The sequence below is a fragment of the Pseudomonas protegens genome, from assembly GCF_003363755.1.
Lineage (GTDB): Bacteria > Pseudomonadota > Gammaproteobacteria > Pseudomonadales > Pseudomonadaceae > Aquipseudomonas > Aquipseudomonas danubii.
This window is the reverse complement of sequence record NZ_CP031396.1, coordinates 4,096,040-4,111,858: the sequence shown is the minus strand read 5'-3', so window position 1 is coordinate 4,111,858 and position 15,819 is coordinate 4,096,040. Positions and strand designations below refer to the sequence as shown.

The window sequence follows — 15,819 nt, the reverse complement described above, 5'->3', positions numbered from 1 at the left end:
AATTGCCCGTCATTGCTCGAGCCCAAACCGCAAAAAAGTTACTTTGCAGAAATCCTTCTGCCTGCCGATACAGGTTTATAGCACTTAGCCTTCATCTTACTTGTCAGTCGATGCCGCATGATGCAACCTTGCCGCAGGCAACAGTAAAGAGGGCGCGAGCCCGGCGCGATCAGCAATTTCGAAGCGAGTTTCCCCATGAAAAGCCAACCCGATGCCGCCAGCCGTATGGCGGCCGAGGTAGTGACGCAGTTGCCTGTGCCCTCGCGGCTCGGCATGTTGCGTTTCGAACGGCTGAATGAAGCGAGCTGGGCGCTGCTGTTTCTCGATCCCAACTGCGAACGTCAGTTCGGCCTGCCCGCCGTCGAACTCTGCGCTCTGGTCGGTTCCCCCTATGCCAGCCTGATGGAGCCTGAGGCGCGTTATCAGTTGCACGACGCCATCCAGCAGCAACTGAGTAACAGCCCCCATTACCTGATCCGCTACACCTTGCACACCGGCCAAGGCCCCTTGAGCATCCTGGAGCTGGGGGAAGCCTACAAACAACACAACCGGCACTTGCTGCGCGGCTACCTGCTGGTGGTCGAAGGGCTGTTCAGCGATGCCTCGCCAATGCCCACCGTGGATCTGGAAACCCAAAACACCCGCCTGCAGATCGCCCTGGAACTCAACCAGCGGGCCCAGCAGGAACAGCTGCAGCATCTGGAACGGGTACGTGCGCAGCAGGACCTGATCCTGCTCCTGACCCGCCAGCGCTACAGCACCAGCAACTCCCTGAAGGAAGCTGCCGAGCTGATCACCCGCAGTGCCTGCGACATCTACCAGATCGACTGCGCCAGCATCTGGAACCTGGAAGACCAGCGACTGGTGCCGATTGCCGCCTACCACCGCGGCCCCCAGGAATACCGCATGCCGGAGTCCATCGACGCCAGCAGCTTTCCCGATTACCTGGAAGCCCTGCACAGCTGCCGCGCCATCGACGCCCAGAACGCCATGCGCGACCCGCGCACCCGAGAGATGGCCGAAAGCCTGCGGCCACGGGATGTGAATGCCATGCTCGACGCCAGTATCCGCATCGACGGCCAGGTAGTCGGCGTGCTGTGCCTGGAACAGACCGGCATGACCCGAGCCTGGCAGTCCGACGAGATCGCCTTTGCTGGCGAGCTGGCAGACCAGTTCGCCCAAGTCATCAACAATCACAACCGACGCGCCGCCACCAGCGCCCTGCACCTGTTCCAGCGCGCCGTGGAACAGAGCGCCAACGCTTTCCTGCTGGTCAACTGCGACGGCGTGGTGGAGTACGTCAACCCAAGCTTTACCGCGATCACCCAATACAGCACCGAAGAGGTGCACGGTCACCGCCTGTCCGAACTGCCGGCCCTGGAAAACCTCAGCGAACTGTTGTTCGACGCCCCTTCCAGCCTGGCCAAGAGCAACAGCTGGCAAGGCGAGTTCAAGAGCCGACGCAAGAACCTCGAGCCCTACTGGGGCCAGCTGTCGATCTCCAAGGTCTACGGCGACAATCGTGAGCTGACCCACTACATCGGCATCTACGAAGACATCACCCAGACCAAGCTCGCCCAGCAACGCATCGAGCGCCTGGCCTACACCGACAACCTGACCAACCTGGGCAACCGCCCCGCGTTCATCCGCAACCTGGATGAACGCTTCGCCCGAGACAGCGATACCCCGATCAGCCTGCTGCTGGTAGACATCGACAACTTCAAGCGGATCAACGACAGCCTCGGCCACCAGACCGGCGACAAGCTGCTGATCAGCCTGGCCCGACGCCTGCGCAACAGCCTGAGCCCCAGCGGCAGCCTGGCGCGTTTTGCCAGTAACGAATTCGCCGTACTGCTGGACAACACCGACCTGGAAACCGGGCAACAGATCGCCAGCCAACTGCTGATGACCCTGGACAAGCCGATGTTCGTCGACAACCAGCTGATCAGCGTCACCGGCTCCGTAGGGCTGGCCAGCGCGCCACTGCATGGCCGCGACCCGCAGACCCTGATGCGCAACGCCGGCCTGGCGCTGCACAAGGCCAAGGCCAACGGCAAGCACCAGGTGCAGGTCTTCACCGAAGCCCTCAACGCCGAAGCCAGCTACAAGCTGTTCGTCGAAAACAACCTGCGCCGGGCCCTGACCCAGAACGAGCTGGACGTGTTCTATCAGCCCAAGCTGTGCCTGCGCAGCGGCCGCCTGCTGGGCATGGAAGCGCTGCTGCGCTGGAACCACCCGGAAAAGGGCATGATCCGCCCGGACCAGTTCATCAGCGTGGCGGAAGAAACCGGCCTGATCATCCCCATCGGCAAGTGGATCGCCCGCCAGGCCTGCCGCATGAGCAAGCAACTGACCGCCGCCGGCCTGGGCAACCTGCACGTAGCCATCAACCTGTCGCCCAAGCAGTTCTCCGACCCGGACCTGGTTGCGTCCATCGCCAGCATCCTCAAGGAAGAACAACTGCCCTCCTCGCTGCTGGAACTTGAGTTGACAGAGGGCTTGCTGCTGGAAGCCACCGACGACACTCACCAACAGCTAGAACAGCTGAAAAAACTTGGCCTGACCCTGGCCATGGACGACTTCGGCACCGGCTATTCGTCCCTGAGCTACCTGAAGAAATTCCCCATCGATATCATCAAGATCGATCGCAGCTTCATCCACGAGATCCCCGACAACCAGGACGACATGGAAATCACCTCGGCGGTGATCGCCATGGCCCACAACCTGAAGATCAAGGTGGTCGCCGAAGGCATCGAAACCGCCGAGCAACTGGCGTTCCTGCGCCGTCATCGCTGCGACGTCGGCCAGGGCTACTTGTTCGACCGACCGATCCCCGGCACCGAACTGATCGCCAAGCTCAAGCGCTATCCCCGCGGTCCAATTGCCTGACAGCGCTGTAACACTCGGGCAAACTGCGTGTCTGATTAATTACTCGATCCCACCCTGACTGAGAGGACTGATCATGGTTCTGCGCTCGGAAATTCTGGTGAAAAAAAACGTGCTACCTACCAAAGAACAAGCTCTGCCTGGCCGCGAAACCCCGATGACACTGCCTGAAAAGCACTTTGTCTTCGAAGACACCCCGCTGCTGGGTCCGTTCTTCCAGGACGTCGACTTCGCGATCTTCGGCCTGGGCTGTTTCTGGGGCGCCGAACGTCGCTTCTGGCAGCGCGAGGGCGTGGTCAGCACCGTGGTCGGTTACGCCGGCGGCTTCACACCGAACCCGACATATGAAGAAGTCTGCTCGGGCTTAACCGGCCACACCGAAGTGGTGCTGGTGGTGTATGACAAGGCCAAGGTCAGCTACAAAGAACTGCTGGCGATGTTCTGGGAACTGCACAACCCGACCCAGGGCATGCGCCAGGGCAATGACATCGGCACCCAGTACCGCTCGGTGATCTACACCACCAATCCGGCCCAGCTGGAGCAGGCGCTGCACAGCAGGGATGTGTTCCAGGCGGAACTGACCAAGGCCGGCCTGGGCACCATCACCACGGAAATCGAAGAAGCGCCGACTGTGTACTTCGCCGAGGCTTACCACCAGCAGTACCTGGCGAAGAACCCTGAAGGCTACTGCGGGATCGGCGGCACCGGAGTGACTTGCCCAATCTGAAGCAGCTACAAGCTGCAAGCCTCAAGCTCCAGACGCTGTGTTTTCAGCTTGAGGCTTGAGGCTTGAAATTTAGCGCTGTTACTCGGCGATCAACCAGTCCATCTGCCAGCCGCCCTGGGTCTGGCCAAGCTTCTTCGACAGCCACGGCAGCAGCTCGCGCAACTCCTCCTCCAGCCCCCAAGGCGGATTGGCAATCGCCAAGCCTGAACCGTTGAGGCTGTTGGGCGTATCCAGCGGATGCACCAGCAACTCCACCCGCAGCAACTTCGGCGCACCGGTGCCGGCCAGGTCCTGGTAGAAGCGCCGCAGGGCCCGCTGGTCCTTGACCGGGTACCAGATGGCCGCCACGGTCTGACGCATGCGGCCAATGGCCTCCTTCAACGACGCAGCACAGCGCTGCATCTCGTCGAGCTGCTCGAAAGGCGGGTCGATCAGCATCACCGCACGTTTTTCAGCCACCGGCAGCAACGCCCGGGCCACATGCCAGCCTTCCCCCAGGTGCACCGCCACCCGACGATCACCCTTCATGTTGTCCTTGAGCAGCAGGCCGTCTTCCGGGTGCTTTTCGTTGAGCAGCACCCGGTCCTGGGAACGGGTCAGGCGTCGCGCCAATTCCGGTGACCCCGGGTAGTAACGCAACTCGCCATCGGGGTTCATCTTGTGCAGCACCTGCATGTAGTCGGCGGTCAGCGCCGGAAGATCCTGTTCGCCCCACAAGCGGGCGATGCCTTCCAAATACTCGCCGGTACGGTTTGCCTGGTCGCCCTTGAGGTCATACAGACCGATGCCGGCGTGGCTGTCGAGGTAGGCGAACGGCTGCTCCTTGCGCGACATCAGGGCGATGAGGCGGGTCAAGGTCAGGTGTTTGAAGACGTCGGCGTGATTGCCGGCGTGGAAGGCGTGACGATAGTTCATGGTTGCTCCTGCGCAGGCGGGCAAGTTTACCTTGTGCGCAGGCTGTCGTCAGTTCGAACGGCGGCCGTACCCGGCGCAGGCGACAATGGGTACGGCCCGGGACTCAGGCAAATTCGTGGCGGACCTCGGACCACAGGCTGACCCGCCGCCCGGACGATTCGAAGACCTCGATCTCGCGCTTGATCCCGCCGCTGTCCTTCCAGCCCGGCAGGTCGAGCACGATCAACTCTTCCATCATCGCCATGTACAACGCATCCACCGGTGCCCAGAGCCTGCCGATGGCAGCGTTGTCCTTGCCGGCCAGGCACAGGTTGATCGGATGGGACATGCTCACCTGGCTGAACACGGCGTGCCCGGCCTCGAGTATCTGCGCCGCAACGCGATTGCACTGAAGAAAACGCTCATTGATGACCTCAGCGTCGGAGTGGCTGTAGGGACAGGCCAGGAAAATCTTGCGCATCGTTACCTCGACTTCAGGGATAGGTGGAGCGGACCCTCAGGTCCGCGCAGGTTGCAGGGCAAAGGCCGCGGCCTGTTCCTGCTCTTGCAGCTCATAACGCTGGGCGGCCGGCACCGAGATACGGATGGCAATCGCCACCGCCAGCAAGCCGCCGAACAGTTTGCCGATGAGCACAGGCAGGATCAGGCTCGGCTGGAAGTTCGCGGTGAACGCCAGGTGATCGCCGATCAGCGCCTGGGCACAGACCCCCAGGGCCACGCACAGCACTTTGTCGCGAGCGGTCATGTGCTTGAACAAGTGGTAGGTGGCGATGATGTTGGCGAACACCATGACAAAGCCCGCAGCACCGGTGCTGGACAGGTTCAACTGGCGTCCCAGCAGCTCCATGGGCTTTTTGCAGTAGCGCTGGAACAGGTAGCAGATGGGGAAAGTGCCGGCGAGCATGATGCCGATGTAACCGGCGATCTCGATGGCCCGGAACAGCTCCTTTTCATCGGCGAACATCGGGTCGAAGCCCCAGCCGCCGAAGTTGATGCTGAAGAACTTGGTGAAGTGCTCGACGATGCTCAGGGCCAGGATCAGCTTGATCGCCGCGTCCATGATCTTGCCGAACACCAGGAAGCCGCCAACCATCATGCGCGGCCGGTAACGCAGTCCCGCCGCCAGCAGGAAGCAGAACACGAACAGCGGCGCCAGCAGCTTGAGCATGTCGACAAACCCCAGGGACAGGTAGTACAGCGCCTCGGAGTTGGTGGAGACGATATCGCGCACCGGCAACTGGGTAGCGGTGATGATCAGCAACGACATCAGCACGGCGAAGGGAATGCTGATCAGCCCGGCCATGGCGCCCAGGGCCAGGTACTTGTGGTCCTTGCGCTCAAGCATGGTCAGGCCCACCGGGATCAGGTAGACGATGGTCGCCCCCGAGGTGTAGCCCACCAGCATCGCGGTGATCCACAGGTCGCGATTGGCGGTCAGGGCATTGGCCAGCTGATAGCCGCCCATGTCCACGGCGATGATCGACAACGCCGCGATCGACACATCCGAACCCAGGGCATTGAAAAACGGCCCCAGCGCATGGGAGATGCCCTGGGACAGGTAGGGAATCGCCACCATGATCCCGGCCTGGGCCAGAAAGACCGGACCAATGGAGTGGATACCGTTGACGAACTCCTTACCCAGGCCACTGTCGGGCTTGATGATGGATGACAGGGCGCCGACCACGGCGCCGAGCATGATCAGGTAAATGACGTAGTTTCCAAATTCAGCCATGTGGGTTCATCTCTCTGCGCGTCATTTATAGGTTTCCCCCACCGGGGAGGTTTTTGTTGAGGCCAGCGCTGGTCATCTCTTCGCCAAGGCGGGCGATGACCCGGTGTGCAAACACAGGGCATTTCCTATGCCACAATGTGTATTAGTTGTGGCTTTTACCTACAAACACTCAATTATCGGTCATAATATCTGTCACCATAGTCTTCATGTGCTGATCTGGCCTGGCTAAGCGGGTGACCGGTCACGATTGTGAAACCTGCAGTTAAATGCTTAACTTCGCCATCGAACCTGACCGAATATGCATGCAAATGTGCAAAATGTGTGCGTAAGTAACAAAAACTGCCCATTTGTGTGGCGAAGTACCACTAACGGAAAGCCCCATGCGCCCCAACGAACGACGACAGCAGATTCTCGAACTCCTGCGCCAGCGGGAGCGAATTTCCGTGGAGGAACTGGCCCGCATTACCGCCACTTCCCAGGAAACCATTCGCCGCGACCTCAGCGAACTGGCGGAAAACGGCCTGGTTACCAAGTTCCACGGCGGCGCGGCCCTGCCGCCTACCGGTGAACACGAAAACACCTTCCAGACCCGCATGAACGAACACGCCCAGGAGAAGCGCGCCATTGCCCGCTACGCCGCCGGCCTGTTCTGCGCCGGGGACAGCATCTTTATCGATACCGGGACCACCACCCTGTTCTTCGCCCGGGAACTGGCCCAGCTCACGCGCCTGACGGTCATCACCAACTCCCTGCCAATCGCCGGCTGCCTGGGCGAATCCGGCAACCGGGTGTTCATGATCGGCGGCGAATACCGCCCCGACTCGACGCAGAACGTCGGCACCCTGGCCCTGGAGCAGATCACCCGCTTCAACGCCGAACACGCGGTGATCACCATCGGCGCACTGAATGAAGACGGCGCCATGGACTTCTCCATCGAAGAGGCCGAAGTCGCTCGCGCCATGATTGCCCAGGCCCGCCAGCTGACCGTAATCGCCGACTCCTCGAAGCTGGAACGCCGTGGCCTGTTCAAGGTATTTCCACTGGAGCGCATCGACCGCCTGGTGATTGATCGCCAGCCCGGACCAGCACTACAGGCAGCGCTGGAAAAAGCCGGTGTGGAGGTGCATCTGGTGGCGCAGGCTTGAGCCCGCCCGGTGTGGCAGGCGGTCGCCCAGCGCCTTAAACCCACACATAACTGACCGATATATGACCGAATAAGAAATAAAAACAACAATAATGGCCCACAATATGCTTTGATTCCTGCACACGACCTTGGTGTTACCGCAGGAAACAGGCATTCATATGACCGAGCTTTATCCGAACAGTGTGACTTTCGACGTGGCCATCGTCGGTGGCGGCGTCGTCGGTTGCGCCATGGCCAGGCGCTTTGCCCTGGAGGGTGCACGGGTGGTGCTGCTGGAAAAGGGCAGCGACATTCTTTCCGGCGCCAGCAAGGCCAACAGCGCCATCCTGCACACCGGCTTCGATGCCCCCAGCGGCAGCCTGGAGCTGCAGTGCATGCAGGCCGGGTACCAGGAATACCTGGAGATTCACTCGGCCATGAACTTGCCGCTGCTCAAGAGTGGCGCCCTGGTGGTGGCCTGGAACGCCGAGGACCAGGCCCGCCTGCCAGGGATTCTCGACCAGGCCCAGGCCAATGGGGTCAATAACGTGCGCCTGCTGGAACGCAGCGAGATCCTCGCCCTGGAACCCCATCTGGCCAATCACGCGGTGGGCGCGGTGCTGGTGCCCGACGAACACCTGATCGACCCCTGGTCAGCGCCCCTGGGTTACCTGCAGCAGGCCATGGCCCATGGCGCCCGGGTGCAGCTGCGGTGCGAGGTGCAGCAAGGCCAATTCGATGGTGATGCCTGGACCCTGCATACCAACCAGGGCACCTTGCGCAGCGCCCAGGTGATCAACTGCGCGGGGCTGTTCGGTGACACCCTGGAGCACAACCTGCTGGGCCGCAGCGAATTTCGCATCATGCCGCGCAAGGGCCAGTTCGTGGTCTTCGACAAGGCCGCGGCCAAACTGCTGGAGCGCATCGTCCTGCCGGTGCCCAACGAACGCACCAAAGGCATCGTCCTGACCCGCACCGTCTACGGCAACCTGCTGGTGGGCCCCACCGCCGAAGAACAGGAGGACCGGGTGCATGCCGGGCTCGACGGCCCGACCCTGCAAAGCCTGATCGACGCTGCCGTGGAGCGGATTCCCGGCCTCGCCGGAATGCCGGTCACCGCGACCTACGCGGGGCTGCGCCCGGCCAGCGACAAGAAGGAGTACCGGATCCAGGCCGATCACTCCCGGCACTGGATCACCGTCGGCGGCATCCGCTCCACCGGGCTCACTGCCGCCCTGGGCATTGCCCGGCACGTCTACAGCCTGTACAGCCAGCGTCGCCAGCATCACCCGGTGCGCGAGCCGGTCTGGCCGCAGATGCCCAACCTCGCGGAGCACTTGCCCCGGGACTGGCAACGCCCCGGCTATGGCGAAATCGTCTGCCATTGCGAACTGGTGACCCGTCGCGAAATCGAGACCGCCCTGCACAGCCCCCTGCCCCCCGGCGATCTGGGTGGGCTCAAGCGTCGCACCCGTGCCTGCATGGGGCGCTGCCAGGGTTTCTATTGCTCGGCCCAAGTCGCCGAACTCAGTGCCAGTCAACTGGCCGTCCCACTTGCCACAGGTCGTTGCCATGAACAGCACTGAACTCCTTCAGGCCGAAGCAGCCATTATCGGCAGCGGCCCGGCGGGCCTCGCGGCCGCCATTGAACTGCGGCGCCAGGGCATCGGCCCGGTGATTGTCATCGAGCGTGAAAGCGAAGCTGGCGGCATTCCCCGGCACTGCGCTCACCCGCCCTTCGGCATGCGCGAGTATCAACGCATTCTCAGCGGCCCGGCCTATGCCCGGCGCAACGTCGAAGCCGCGCTGAAAGCCGGCGTGATCCTGCTGCTGCGCCACACGGTAGTCAGCCTGGAACCCGGCGGCCTGCTGCGCCTGGCGAGCACCGACGGGCCGCGACAGATCCAGGCAAAAAAGGTCCTGATCGCCACCGGCGCCCGGGAAACCCCGCGCTCGGCACGCCTGCTGTCCGGCGACCGCCCGGTGGGCGTGATCAACACCGGAGCCTTGCAGAACTTCCTCTATATGCAGCACCTCAAGCCCTTTGAGCGGCCGCTGATCGTCGGCACCGAGCTGGTCAGCCTGTCCGCCGTGCTCAGTTGCCGGCGCGCAGGAATCCGCCCGGTAGCGGTGCTCGAAGCCAACAACCGGGCAACCGCACGCTGGCCGCTGTCGCTGTTTCCACGCTTGCTGGGCATTCCCATGCATTTCGGCGCGCAATTGCTGGCGATCAACGGCACCGGCCGGGTGGAATCGGCCCAGGTGCGCCTGGGCGACGGTCAGGTGCGCGAGATTGCCTGCGACGGCGTGTTGCTCACGGGCCAGTTCACCCCGGAGTCGAGCCTGGTGCGCCAGAGCCACCTGCAGCTGGACAGCGGTAGCAACGGGCCGAAGATCGACCAGTACGGGCGCTGCTCGGACCCGGCCTACTTCGCCGCCGGCAACCTGCTGCGACCGATCGAGACCGCCGGCTGGTCCTACCGTGAAGGGCGGCGTATCGGCAGCCTGATGGCACTGGCCCTGTGCAACCAGCTACCCGCTCCCCATGACGCGCTGACCCTGAAGTACGCAGCCCCAATCAAGCTCGGCGTACCGGGCCGGCTGGTGCGCGGCGAGCTGGCGGGCCTGCAGCACATCCAACTGCGGGTCAGCCGAGCGGTCAGCGGCACCTTGCGGGTCCGCGCCCAGGGCCTGGACCTCTGGAGCCGCCCGGTCTCGGCACTGCCGGAACGGCGCCTGCTGATTCCCCTCAAGGAGCTGCAACTGCCGGAACACCTTGACCAACTGGACATCTGCATCGACTAGGCCCGTCCCACAACAAGAGAAAAGACCATGCGAATAGCCGCACTTGACCAGGGCACCACCAGCACCCGCGTACTGGTTGTGGACATGCAAGGCCGTGCCGACATCCAACTGGCGCTGCGCCACCAGCAGCATCACCCTCGTCCGGGCTGGGTCGAGCACGACCCGCTGGAACTGCTGGCCAACCTGCAACGCTGCCTGGAAGCCACCGGCCGGGTCGACGCCATCGGCTTGGCCAATCAGGGCGAAAGCTGCCTGGCCTGGGACGCCATCAGTGGCGCACCGCTGTCTCCGGTAATCGTCTGGCAGGACAACCGCAGCGCCGCACGTATCGAGGAACTGCGGGCCAACGGAGCCGAAGCCCTGACCCTGGAGCGGGCCGGATTGCCTCTGGACGCCTATTTTTCCGCCAGCAAGCTGGCCTGGATCGTGGAGAACCTGCCGGCGGCACAAGCGGCCCTGAGTGCCGGCCGCCTGCGCCTGGGCACCACCGATGCCTACTTCCTCGACCGCCTGGCCGGGGTCTATGCCACCGACATCACCACCGCGTCGCGCACCTCGCTGATGAACCTCGCCACCGGCCAGTGGGACCCGCAGTTGTGTGCACTGTTCGGCGTCCCGCTAGAGGCCCTGCCACCGATCCGCGCCACGGTCGGCGACTTCGGGCGTATCGGCCAGACGCCCATCAGCGCCTCAGTGGTGGACCAGCAAGCCTCGCTCTACGGCCACGGCTGCCGGCAGCCGGGGGACGCCAAGATCACCTTCGGCACCGGCGCCTTCGCCCTGACCGTCACCGGCGATCAGATCATCCGCGCACCGGAGAAAGGCCTGCTGGCCACCATTGCCTGGCAGGTCGATGGCAAGCCGGTGTATGCCATGGACGGTGGCGTGTACGACGCCAGCGCCGCGGTGGAGTGGGCCGGGCGGCTGGGCCTGTTCAGCGACTTCTCGGAGCTGGCGGCCTTCGATCAGCCACCGGCCATTTCCCGCGAACTGGCCTTTGTCCCGGCGTTGTCGGGGCTGGCCTGCCCGCACTGGGACCGCAGCGCCGGAGCGGTGTGGATCGGCATGAACGCCGCCACCAGCCGCCAGGACCTGTGCCAGGCGGTGCTGGAAGGCGTGGCCCTGCGCAGCGCCGAAGTGATCACCGCGATGGACGATCACCTGCGTGTCACCGACCAGCTGTCGATCGACGGCGGGCTGGCCCGCAGCCCGTATTTCGCCCAGTTCCTTGCCGATATCCTGCAACGCACCATCGTCACCCAGCGTTTCGACGAACTCACTGCCCTGGGCTGCGCCGCCCTGGCTGCCCGTGGCCTGGGCCTGGAGCTGCCGGAGTTGGACAACACCCGCACCCACTATCAGCCCCGTGTCGACCGGACCACGGCCGAAGCCTGGCGCCGCACCTTCAGCGCCGCCGTCAGCCGCTCCCAGGGCTGGTCCCAGCCGCGCTGAAACCGCCATTGGCCAAGGACGGCCGCCCCGCTCCCGGCAAGCCAGCGCCCCCTTGCCCATCCGCCGCGCCTATTGGACACTGACGCGCCCGCTCGCGGCCAAGCGGCGGGCACCTCAAGCGGTTGCTGGCGACTCAGACACACGGGACCACTGACTGCTGCGCGGGCACACGACCTGCCTGGCTGTGCTCATAAAACGGATTGCTACTGAGTCGAGGATTTATGAAAGACGCAACGATTGCGCTGCACCATGGATTCAAGTCGGACCCGACCACCAAGGCCGTGGCCGTGCCCATCTACCAGAACGTCGCCTTCGAATTCGACAACGCCCAGCACGGGGCGGACCTGTTCAACCTGGATGTGCCCGGCAACATTTACACCCGCATCATGAACCCCACCAACGATGTGCTGGAACAGCGCATGGCCGCCCTGGAAGGCGGGATCGCCGGGCTGGCGGTGGCGGCTGGCAGCGCGGCGATCCACTACGCGATCCAGACGCTGACCCAGGCCGGGGACAATATTGTCTCCACACCCCAGCTGTACGGCGGTACCTACACCCTGTTCGCCCACCTGCTGCCCAGCTTCGGGGTCGAAGTGCGCTTCGCCCGGGACGATTCGCCAGAGGCCATCGCCGAGCTGATCGACGACAAGACCAAGCTGGTGTACTGCGAAAGCATCGGCAACCCGGCGGGCAACATCGTCGACATCGAGGGCCTGGCCCAGGCCGCCCACGCCCGCAACGTACCGCTGATGGTGGACAACACCGTGGCCACGCCAATCCTGTGCAAGCCGATCCAGTTCGGCGCCGACATCGTGGTGCACTCGGTGACCAAGTACGTCGGCGGCCACGGCAACTCCCTGGGCGGGGTGATCGTCGACAGCGGCAACTTCCCCTGGGCCGAGCATCCGCAGAAGTTCGCCAGCCTCAACACCCCGGAGCCGGCCTACCACGGCGTGGTCTACACCGAAAAGTTCGGCCCGGCTGCCTTTATCGCCCGGGCCCGCACCGTACCACTGCGCAACACCGGCGCGGCGCTGGCGCCGATGAACGCCTTCCTCCTGCTGCAAGGCCTGGAAACCCTGGCCCTGCGCATGGAGCGCCACACCGACAACGCGATCCGGGTCGCGCAGTTCCTCAAGGACCACCCGCTGGTGGCCTGGGTCAGCTACGCCGGCCTGGCCGATCACCCGCACCATGAACTGGCGCGCAAGTACATGCAGGGCAAGCCGTCGGCGATCCTGTCCTTCGGCCTAAAAGGCGGCTATGCCGCAGGCGTGCGCTTCTACGACGCCCTGCAGATCTTCAAGCGCCTGGTAAACATCGGCGACGCCAAGTCCCTGGCCTGCCACCCGGCGTCCACCACCCACCGGCAAATGAACGAACAAGAGCAGGCCAAGGCCGGCGTCAAGCCGGAGATGATCCGCCTTTCGGTCGGCATCGAGGCCATCGAGGACCTGCTCGAGGACCTTGACCAGGCGCTGAAACAAGCCTGATTCATCGGCCCTGGCAGCAGACGCCAGGGCCATCCCCCCAAATCCCCCCAGCGCGTTGGCACCGACGCATCCACCCCCAACCAGCCCCCAGGATCATTACTCACCCTCAAAGGAACCCAACATGATTGTGCGTTACGTAAAAATCACCATGACCCTGGCAGTGGCGGCGTTCGCCTTGCTGGTGGCTTACAACAACATCAGCGACTACGACTCCAACTTCGCCTTTGTCCAGCACGTACTGAGCATGGACAGCGTCTTCCCCGGCAACACCGCCACCGACCGCGCCCTGACCCTGCCTCTGCTGTGGAATGTCGGCTACTGGCTGATCATTACCGGCGAGGCCCTGACCGGGGTATTGCTGGCCGTTGGCGCCTTGCGCCTGTGGCTGGCGCGACACGGTGTCGCCAGCTACTTCAACCGGCGCAAAGGCTGGGCCATTGCCGGCTTCTGCCTGGGCTTCTGCGTCTGGTTCTTCGGCTTCATGGTGGTGGGTGGCGAGTGGTTCATGATGTGGCAATCCCAGACCTGGAATGGCCAGGACGCGGCCTTCAAGTTCTACATGGCGATCCTTGGCGTGTTGATCTTCCTCAACCAGCCGGACGCAGAACTGCACTGACCCTACCGCTGCCGAGCCTGCAAGGCCTTGCCTGGCGATCCCCCGTCGGAGCTCATCGGCCTTGAGAGCGCCGCGGCCCTACGGGCCGTTCGCAGCCTGCGGCAGCGGCTACACCACTCCCGGACCGGCATTGGTCTGTAGCCGCTGCCGAGCCATGGCGAGGCTGCGCAAAGGCCTGCAAGGCCTTGCCTGGCGATTGCCAGACGAGCCCTTGGCGTTCTTCAGAGCGCCGCCAACGCTGCGCCGGAATGCTGCCCATCTGGTTCGCAGCCTGCGGCAGCAGCTACCCGAACCGCAAAAAAAAACGGCCCGCTGCGGTGACGCAGCGGGCCGTTTTCATTGCCCCGAACGATCAGGGCAGGATTTGCGCACTCAGTGGTTGAGCTTGAAATCCTTCTCGGCCGCTTCAAAACGCTGAACCATGCCAGCGCTTGGAGCACCCATCTTGCTCACCAGCACGATTGCCAGGCTGGCGAAGATGAAGCCCGGGATGATTTCGTACAGACCCAGCAGAGCGAAGTGTTTCCACAGGATCACGGTGACGGCACCGACGATGATCCCGGCCAGCGCGCCGTCACGGGTCATGCCCTTCCAGAGCACCGAGATCAGCACCACAGGACCGAACGCCGCACCGAAGCCGGCCCAGGCGTAGCTCACCAGGCCCAGCACGCGGTTTTCCGGGTTGGCGGCCATGGCGATGGCGACCAGCGCCACCACCAGCACCATGGCGCGACCGACCCATACCAGCTCAACTTGAGAGGCGTGCTTGCGCAGGAAGGCTTTATAGAAGTCTTCGGTCAGGGCGCTGGAGCACACCAGCAACTGGCAGCTCAGGGTACTCATCACCGCCGCCAGAATGGCCGACAGCAACACGCCGGCTACCCACGGGTTGAACAGCAGCTTGGCCAGTTCGATGAACACACGCTCAGGGTTCTCGGTCACCGGACCGGCCACTTCAGGATGGGCCGAGAAGTAGGCGATACCGAAGAAGCCCACGGCCACGGTGCCGCCCAGGCACAGGATCATCCAGGTCATGGAGATACGACGGGCATTGGCGATCGACTTCACCGAATCCGCCGCCATGAAACGCGCCAGGATGTGTGGCTGACCAAAGTAGCCCAGGCCCCAGCCCATCAGCGAGATCACGCCGATAAAGGTGGTGTTCTTGAGCATGTCGAAGCTGGTCGGGTCCTTGGCTTCGATCGCCAGGAAGGTGGTATCGACGCCACCGGTGGCCAACAGCACGATGATCGGGGTCAGGATCAACGCGAAGATCATCAGCGTGGCCTGCACGGTATCGGTCCAGCTCACCGCCAGGAAGCCACCAACAAAGGTGTAAGCAATGGTCGCCGCCGCGCCAGCCCACAGCGCCGTCTCGTAAGGCATGCCGAAGGTGCTTTCGAACAGACGGGCACCGGCCACGATGCCGGAGGCACAGTAGATGGTGAAGAACACCAGGATCACCACTGCGGAGATGATGCGCAGCAGGCCGCTTTTATCTTCGAAACGGCTGGAGAAGTAGTCCGGCAAGGTCAGAGCATCACCGTTGTGCTCGGTCTGCACCCGCAGACGACCGGCAACGAACAGCCAGTTCAGGTAGGCACCGACGATCAGTCCGATGGCGATCCAGCTCTCCGACAGACCCGACATGTAGATAGCGCCCGGAAGGCCCATCAGCAGCCAGCCACTCATGTCGGAAGCACCAGCGGAAAGCGCGGTCACCACGCTGCCCAGGCTGCGGCCGCCAAGAATGTAGTCGGAAAGGTTGTTGGTGGAGCGATAGGCCATGAAGCCGATCAGCACCATTGCTGCGATGTAGATCACGAACGTGATCAAGGTTGGATTGCTTGCACTCATTTGAGTTACGCCCTGGCTTTGTTTTTATGTAGCGGCGGTCAGCAGTACCGTCACCCAGCTTTTACAGTTTGGAAGACGATCGGCCATCGCGCACGTTTTATGACCAATGTTTCCCCAGGAAAGCCATTGGCCGATGAACCGAGTCGCAAAAGACAGGTTGCACCTTGGGCGCGAATCCTATTCAACAAATTAAACAAGGTGCAACCAGTTTCA

Annotated in this window: 12 protein-coding genes; 8 read left to right on the top strand and 4 right to left on the bottom strand. The window is 63.2% G+C overall.

Annotation, left to right across the window (positions count from 1 at the left end; translation table 11 throughout):
* Window positions 1–195: 195 nt before the first annotated feature.
* Together DWF74_RS18575 and msrA are read left to right on the top strand one after the other, a co-directional pair.
* Window positions 196–2,889, top strand: coding sequence for a sensor domain-containing phosphodiesterase (locus DWF74_RS18575; protein ID WP_102862857.1), 2,694 nt, complete (start codon window positions 196–198; stop codon window positions 2,887–2,889).
* A gap of 73 nt (window positions 2,890–2,962) precedes the next feature.
* Window positions 2,963–3,613: a peptide-methionine (S)-S-oxide reductase MsrA gene (gene msrA / locus DWF74_RS18570; protein WP_060837213.1), complete on the top strand. Its 651-nt coding sequence runs from the start codon at window positions 2,963–2,965 to the stop codon at window positions 3,611–3,613.
* A gap of 78 nt (window positions 3,614–3,691) precedes the next feature.
* Here msrA and DWF74_RS18565 read toward each other — a convergent pair whose 3' ends face one another.
* The 3 genes from DWF74_RS18565 to eutH form a co-directional block, all read right to left on the bottom strand.
* Window positions 3,692–4,528 carry a 23S rRNA (adenine(2030)-N(6))-methyltransferase RlmJ gene (locus DWF74_RS18565; protein ID WP_102862856.1) on the bottom strand — a complete coding sequence of 279 codons (837 nt, stop codon included), beginning with the start codon at window positions 4,526–4,528 and terminating at the stop codon, window positions 3,692–3,694.
* Between the two features lie 103 nt (window positions 4,529–4,631).
* Window positions 4,632–4,988, bottom strand: a complete 357-nt coding sequence (locus tag DWF74_RS18560) for a DUF1937 family protein (RefSeq protein WP_102862855.1) — start codon at window positions 4,986–4,988, stop codon at window positions 4,632–4,634.
* Window positions 4,989–5,024: 36 nt separating this feature from the next.
* Entirely contained in the window at window positions 5,025–6,260 is a 1,236-nt protein-coding gene (gene eutH / locus DWF74_RS18555) for an ethanolamine utilization protein EutH (protein ID WP_102862854.1), read from the bottom strand.
* 380 nt (window positions 6,261–6,640) lie between these two features.
* On the opposite strand from eutH, the gene DWF74_RS18550 reads away from it, so the two are divergent.
* The 6 genes from DWF74_RS18550 to DWF74_RS18525 all read left to right on the top strand — a co-directional run bounded on the left by DWF74_RS18550 (window position 6,641) and on the right by DWF74_RS18525 (window position 13,749).
* On the top strand, window positions 6,641–7,405 hold the full coding sequence (locus DWF74_RS18550; protein ID WP_102862853.1) for a DeoR/GlpR family DNA-binding transcription regulator: 765 nt from the start codon (window positions 6,641–6,643) through the stop codon (window positions 7,403–7,405).
* A gap of 157 nt (window positions 7,406–7,562) precedes the next feature.
* Window positions 7,563–8,969 (top strand): NAD(P)/FAD-dependent oxidoreductase, encoded by a 1,407-nt coding sequence (locus tag DWF74_RS18545; protein WP_115581461.1) that lies wholly within the window; start codon window positions 7,563–7,565, stop codon window positions 8,967–8,969.
* The gene (locus tag DWF74_RS18540; RefSeq protein ID WP_115581460.1) at window positions 8,956–10,188 is read left to right on the top strand and encodes an NAD(P)/FAD-dependent oxidoreductase; all 1,233 of its coding nucleotides are present in this window, start codon (window positions 8,956–8,958) and stop codon (window positions 10,186–10,188) included. The genes DWF74_RS18545 and DWF74_RS18540 overlap by 14 nt, the downstream gene beginning before the upstream one ends.
* A gap of 27 nt (window positions 10,189–10,215) precedes the next feature.
* Window positions 10,216–11,640: a glycerol kinase gene (locus tag DWF74_RS18535; protein WP_115581459.1), complete on the top strand. Its 1,425-nt coding sequence runs from the start codon at window positions 10,216–10,218 to the stop codon at window positions 11,638–11,640.
* Between the two features lie 221 nt (window positions 11,641–11,861).
* Window positions 11,862–13,133 (top strand): O-acetylhomoserine aminocarboxypropyltransferase/cysteine synthase family protein, encoded by a 1,272-nt coding sequence (locus DWF74_RS18530; protein ID WP_102862849.1) that lies wholly within the window; start codon window positions 11,862–11,864, stop codon window positions 13,131–13,133.
* A 121-nt stretch (window positions 13,134–13,254) separates the two neighbouring features.
* Entirely contained in the window at window positions 13,255–13,749 is a 495-nt protein-coding gene (locus DWF74_RS18525; protein WP_102862848.1) for a DUF2165 family protein, read from the top strand.
* Between the two features lie 372 nt (window positions 13,750–14,121).
* Here DWF74_RS18525 and putP read toward each other — a convergent pair whose 3' ends face one another.
* On the bottom strand, window positions 14,122–15,606 hold the full coding sequence (gene putP, locus DWF74_RS18520) for a sodium/proline symporter PutP (protein ID WP_102862847.1): 1,485 nt from the start codon (window positions 15,604–15,606) through the stop codon (window positions 14,122–14,124).
* Window positions 15,607–15,819: the final 213 nt, after the last annotated feature.